This window comes from Streptomyces sp. NPDC126497 (genome assembly GCF_040302425.1).
Classification (GTDB): domain Bacteria; phylum Actinomycetota; class Actinomycetes; order Streptomycetales; family Streptomycetaceae; genus Streptomyces.
The window spans coordinates 23,372-29,621 of record NZ_JBEORT010000086.1; the positions used below are offsets into that span (position 1 = coordinate 23,372).

Here is a 6,250-nt window from a genome sequence, read left to right on the forward strand (position 1 = left end):
TATGCGCCCCTCCCGTGGCGTTCCGCTGCTCGTCGCCGTCCTCGCCTCGGCCGTTCTCACCGCTCCGTCCCCGGCCGGCGCGGCCGGGGACGGTCACTGCGCGCGCCAGGACCGCGTGCGGGTGCCCGGTGCCGCCCATCAGCGCGGTGCCTGCCTCGCCGACCTGACCACGGCGGGACTGGCCGGCACGCCGTACACCGACCTGGCCGACCAGGCGGGACTGACCGCCGCGGCCACCCGGTCGCCGTCCGGGGTTCCGGGGGTGCAGATCGACGGGTACTTCCCCGACCCGTCCCGCTCGGACGAGGCCCGCGGCCGACGGCACGACGCCCAGTTCGTGATCCGGCTGCCCGACCGCTGGAACGGCGGACTGGTCGTCACCGGCGCGCCCGGCAACCGCACGCAGTACGCGACCGACAAGGCGATCTCCGACCAGGTGCTGGCGCGCGGCTACGCCTACGCGGCGACCGACAAGGGCAACACCGGTGTCGACTTCCACCTCGACGGCGAGCGGCCCGGGGACGCCGTCGCCGAGTGGAACGCGCGCACCACGCAGCTCACCCGGGCCGCCCGGCACGCAGTGGCCCGGCGCTACGGGCACGCCCCGCGCCGTACGTACATGACCGGCATCTCCAACGGCGGCTACCTCACCCGCTGGCAACTGGAGAACCACCCGGAGCTGTACGACGGCGGGGTGGACTGGGAGGGGACCCTGTGGGCCGCCGGGGGGCGCCATCCGCTGCGCTCCCTGCCGGTGGCGGTGGCCCGGATGTCGGGTGGGGCCACCGACGAGGAGATGTACGCGGCGGGCTTCGCACGCGGGTCCGAGTTCCTGTGGCCGTACCACGAGCGGGCCTACTGGGGGATCACCCAGAAGATCTACCGCGCCGAGTTCGACCCGGACTACGACCCGGGGTGCCCCGGCCCCTCCGCCGGGTCGACGACGGAGCAGATCCTCGCGCCGTGCCCGTCCGACGCCGCCTACGACTTCGCCTCGCGCCCCGCCTCCGTGCACCGGGCCGTCGAGCGGGTGGCGCTCACCGGGCGGATCGGGCGGCCGATGATCACCCTGCACGGGGACCTGGACGCGCTGCTGCCCAAGGCCGCCGACTCCGACGTGTACGACGCGATGGTCGAGGCGAGCGGGCGCGGGCGGCTGCACCGCTTCTACACGGTGCAGGGCGGGACGCACGTCGACGGGCTGTACGACACCCACCCGGACCGGCTGCGGCCGATCCTGCCCTGCTACCGCTCGGCGTTCGACGCCCTGGTCGCATGGGTGGAGCGCGGCGTCGCGCCGCCCGCGGACCGGACGGTCACCAGGCCCGCGGCCGGCGACGTGGTCGACTCCTGCGCGCTGGACCCCGGCGGGGCGGCGGCGCCGTAGGACGTCAGCGGCCCAGCTCCTTGCGCGACACGCGGCGCAGCCTGCGCCGCTGCGCGGGGTCCAGGGCGAGGTACGCGGCGGCCGGGACTCCCAGGACCACCAGAAGGGCGGCCCACCAGGGCAGCCAGAGGAACAGGAGCAGTCCGGCCGCCGCGCCCCCCGCGGCGATCTTGGCGTTCTTCGACATGGGCGTCGCCTCCTTCGCGGCCACTGCCGCTCTCTGCCGTGAAAACGGGTCCGCGCCCGCGGCGGTTCCGGACCGCGACCCCGAGATGTCCCTGAGACGCGCCCCCTGGGGTCCTCCGGGGCGCGCCGTGCGTCCCCTGGCGGAGGACGCACGGCGCGCCTTCATGGTGACCCCTATCACAGCACAGGCATACCCGGCCGACGCCGATCGTGCTGTACCCTCGGCGACTCCGGCTTCGCTAGTCAAATTTGAGGAATCCTGTCATCGCTGTGCAGACGGTTCTCCCGGCGTCCTCCTCCGCACCTTCCGTACCGGCCTCACCCCCCGCACCGGTCGGCTGTCCCGCCGTGTTCGTACCGGGTGACCCCGCCCGCGCCGGTCTGGTCGCGTTCTGGCGGCCCGACGGCTCGTCCCCCCCGGCCGTGGACCCGGCGTCGGCCGGGGACCTGACCGTCGTGGTGCCCGGCGACGCCGGGGTCGAGACGGTGCGGGTGCCCGCGGCCGTGCTGCCGGTGCACGCCGCGCTTCCCCTCCTCACCCGCGCGCGGGCCGACGACGGGGCGCACCGGGCCACCCGGTTCTGGGGCGCCGCCGCCGTGCACGCCCTGCACCTGGTGGCGCGCGGCCTGTTGCTTCCCGGGCTCTCCCCCGCCGACCACGACGCCTGGCGGATCGGCCCCCTGGACGCGGAGGACGTCGAGGCGATCCGCCGGCTCGCCGCCTCGATGCCGCCCGAGGCGCACGCGACGCCCCTGGACACCACCGGACCACCGCGGCTGCCCGACCCCGAACGGCTGCTGCGCGCCTTCCTCGACGCCGTCGCCGACACCCTCCCCCGCTCCCCCGCCGCCCCCCTCGTGACCGGCACCCCGGCCTTCGCGGTGCCGGGGCCGCAGAGGCTGCCCGAACTGCGGACCTGGGCCGCCTGCGTCGCCGCGGGACACGACGCGGGCGTACGGCTGTCGCTGCGGATCGAGGTGCGCGGGCTCACGGACGCGGCCGACCCCGCGGACGCGTCGTTCCGGGCCGTCCTCCAGATGCACGGCGTGGGCGACCCCACGCTCGTCGCGGACGCCGGCGAAGTATGGGCCGGGGCCTTCGACGCGGCCTTCGGCTCCCGCGCGCGCAGGGACGCCCTGCTCGCGCTCCGCCGCGCGGCGCGGGCCTGGGCGCCGCTCACACCCCTGCTGTCGGCGACCGTGCCGGACGCGGTCGAGCTCGCGGAGGAGGAGGTGGCCGAACTCCTCGGCGAGGGCGGCCGGGCGCTCGCGGGTGCGGGCGTCGACGTGCACTGGCCCCGGGAACTGGTCCGCGAACTCACCACCCGCGCGCGGATCGGTCCCACCGACGACGGGCCGGGCCCGGGGAGGGCCGGGTCCGCGGGCGGACCGTCGTTCCTGTCCGCCGACGCCCTGCTCGCCTTCGACTGGTGGTTCGCCCTGGGCGACCGGCGGCTCACGCGCGGGGAACTGGACCGGCTGGCCGAGGCGAACCGCCCCCTGGTACGGCTGCGTGACCAGTGGGTCCTGGTCGATCCCCGGGAGCTGGCCCGCGCCCGGACCCGCGAGGACCACGGGATCACGCCGGTCGACGCGCTCGGCGCGGCCCTGACGGGCTCCGTGGAGGTCGACGGCGACCGGATCGAGGTCCGGCCCACCGGGTGGCTGGCGGCCCTGCGGGACCGGCTCGCGGATCCCGGGGCGCAGGAGCCCGTCGAACAGCCCGCCGCGCTCGCCGCCACGCTGCGCGACTACCAGCGGCGCGGCCTGGACTGGCTGGTCCGCACGACCTCCCTGGGCCTGGGCTGCTGCCTCGCCGATGACATGGGGCTCGGCAAGACCATCACCCTGATCGCCCTGCACCTGCACCGCCGGAACGATCCGGAGTCGGCGGGTCCCACCCTCGTGGTCTGTCCGACCTCCCTGATGGGCAACTGGCAGCGGGAGATCGAGCGGTTCGCGCCCGGCACCCCGGTGCGCCGCTTCCACGGCGCGCGACGGACGCTGGACGGCCTGGCCGACGACGAGTTCGTGCTCACCACGTACGGCACCATGCGGCTGGACGCCTCCCGGCTCGCCGAGGTCCCCTGGGGCATGGTCGTCGCCGACGAGGCCCAGCACGTGAAGAACCCGCACTCCTCCACGGCCCGGCGGCTGCGTTCCATCGGCGCACGCGCGCGCGTGGCGCTCACCGGCACGCCGGTGGAGAACAACCTGTCGGAGCTGTGGGCGATCCTCGACTGGACGACCCCCGGTCTGCTGGGCCGGCTCGGCACCTTCCGGCGGCGGTACGCGGACGCCGTCGAGGGTGGGCAGGACCCGGCCGCGGCGGACCGGCTGGCCCGTCTGGTACGGCCGTTCCTGCTGCGCCGCCGCAAGTCGGACCCGGGGATCGCACCCGAGCTGCCGCCCAAGACGGAGACCGATCACGCGGTGTCGCTCACCCGGGAGCAGACGGCGCTGTACGAGGCCGTGGTGCGCGAGGCGATGGACGGGATCACGGGTGCCGACGGCATGGCGCGGCGCGGCATGATCGTGAAGCTGCTGACCGGCCTGAAGCAGATCTGCAACCACCCGGCGCAGTTCCTCAAGGAGGAGCGGCCGGTGGTCGCGGGGCGGTCGGGGAAGCTGGAGCTGCTGGACGAACTCCTCGACACGGTCCTCGCCGAAGAGGCCGGCGTCCTGGTGTTCACGCAGTACGTGCGGATGGCGCGCCTGCTGGAACGGCACCTGGCCGCACGGGGCGTGCCGGCGCAGTTCCTGCACGGCGGCACGCCGGTCGCCGAACGCGAGGCGATGGTGCGCCGCTTCCAGGACGGCGAGGTCCCGGTGTTCCTGCTGTCGTTGAAGGCGGCGGGCACCGGGCTGAACCTCACCCGCGCGGAGCACGTCGTGCACTACGACCGCTGGTGGAACCCGGCCGTCGAGGCACAGGCGACGGACCGTGCGTACCGCATCGGCCAGACCCGGCCGGTGCAGGTGCACCGCATCATCGCCGAGGGGACCGTCGAGGACCGCATCGCCGCGCTGCTGGAGCGCAAGCGTGAACTGGCCGACGCGGTGCTCGGTTCCGGCGAGGCGGCGCTCACCGAACTGACCGACGCCGAGCTGACGGAGCTCGTCGAGCTGCGAGGGGGACGGTGATGACCCGGTACGACGACGGGGCCGGCGTGGAGCGGACCTTCGCCGCGCTGCCGCCCGCGCGGGGACGCGGTTTCGCGCGGACCTGGTGGGGCCGGGCCTGGCTGACGGCGCTGGAGGGCACGGCGCTGGACTCCGGGCAGCTCAAGGCGGGCCGCGGGCTGGCCCGCGCGGGTGCGGTCGGCGCGGTGTCGGTACGGCCGGGGCGCGTCACGGCGGTCGTGCAGGACCTGGACGGCACGGCCCACCGCGCGGACGTGCTGCTGCGGGAGCTGTCCGGGGAGCAGTGGGAACGGTTCCTGGCCATGGCCGTGGAGCGGGCCGGGCACGTCGCGGCACTGCTCGACCGCGAGATGCCGACGCACCTGGTCGAGGACGCGGAGCCGGCCGGGATCGAACTGCTGCCGGGCCTGGGCGACCTGGAGCCGGAGTGCGACTGCGGCGCCTGGGACCACTGCGGTCACACGGCGGCGCTGTGCTATCAGGTGGCCCGGCTGCTGGACGAGGACCCGTTCGTCCTGCTGCTGATGCGGGGGCGGGGTGAACGCGCCCTGCTGGAGGCCCTCCAGGCCCGGGGCGACGCGTCCGCCGGGCGGCCCGCCCAGGGCCCGGAAGGGGTGGACGCGGCCGAGGCGTACGCGGCCGGTGACATCCTGCCGTCGCTTCCCGACGCCCCCGCCCTCCCCGCGGAGCCGGGGGTTCCGCCGTCACTGGACACGGAGGTGGAGCCCGCGGCCGGGATCGATCCGCCCGCACTGGAGTTCCTGGCCGCCCGGACCGCCGTGCGGGCCCACCGGCTGCTGGCCCGGGCCCTCCGGGACGGGCACGGACGGCAGCCCGTGGAACCGGAACCGGCCGTCGCGCGGGACGCGGTGCGACTGGCCGCCGGGGAGCCCGGCCGCGCGGTGGCGGAACGGCTCGCCGAGGGGTCGGGACGCGGCCGGGAGGGGCTGGCCGTGGCCGTGCGGGCCTGGCGGCACGGCGGCGCGCCGGCGCTGGCCGTGCTCGACGAGGAGTGGACCGTGGACGGCGAACGGCTGGCACGCGCGCGTGCCGCCCTCGACGCGGCGTGGGACGAGGACGAACGGCCGGTGCTCCGGGCCCGGGCCAACCGGTGGACGGTGGCCGGCGCACCCGTCCAGCTGCGCCTGGACCGTGAGGGGCGCTGGTGGCCGTACCGCAGGGAACGCGGCCGGTGGGTCCCGGCGGGGGGATCCTCCCGGGACCCGGCGACGGCGCTGGCGGCGGCGGAACGCGCACCCGGGAGGTAGTCGCCGGCCGGAGCACCGCCGCGCCCGTCCGCGGCACCCGGCCCACGGCGGGCCCCGGCGGGGACGGGCACGGCACCGGCGTCGGCGGGGTCCCCTTCGCGGGGCCGCGCCCGGCGCCGTTCCGTCAGGGCGGTTCCACGTCGCCCAGGAACGTCCGCGCCCCCTCCGGGCCGTCCGGCAGATCGCCGGGCGGCCCGGACCGGAGTTTTTGGCAGGGAGGTGGTAGAGGCAGAACAGCAACGTTTAGCCAATATTGGCGAACCTT

General features: G+C 76.0%; 4 protein-coding genes. 3 read left to right on the top strand and 1 reads right to left on the bottom strand.

What is annotated here, in order from left to right:
* The first annotated feature begins 1 nt into the window (after window position 1).
* Entirely contained in the window at window positions 2–1,387 is a 1,386-nt protein-coding gene (locus ABTY20_RS27550) for a tannase/feruloyl esterase family alpha/beta hydrolase (RefSeq protein WP_351999750.1), read from the top strand.
* Window positions 1,388–1,391: 4 nt separating this feature from the next.
* On the opposite strand, the gene ABTY20_RS27555 is transcribed toward ABTY20_RS27550, so the two are convergent.
* Complete coding sequence (locus ABTY20_RS27555) at window positions 1,392–1,574, bottom strand: tail-anchor membrane protein (protein ID WP_351999751.1); 183 nt, start codon at window positions 1,572–1,574, stop codon at window positions 1,392–1,394.
* Between the two features lie 347 nt (window positions 1,575–1,921).
* Between ABTY20_RS27555 and ABTY20_RS27560 the strand changes: the two genes are divergently transcribed.
* Window positions 1,922–4,717 (top strand): SCO1167/SCO6262 family helicase, encoded by a 2,796-nt coding sequence (locus ABTY20_RS27560; RefSeq protein ID WP_351999752.1) that lies wholly within the window; start codon window positions 1,922–1,924, stop codon window positions 4,715–4,717.
* A complete protein-coding gene (locus ABTY20_RS27565) occupies window positions 4,717–5,985 on the top strand; it encodes an SWF or SNF family helicase (protein WP_351999753.1) in 1,269 nt (422 codons plus the stop codon). The genes ABTY20_RS27560 and ABTY20_RS27565 overlap by 1 nt, the downstream gene beginning before the upstream one ends.
* Window positions 5,986–6,250: the final 265 nt, after the last annotated feature.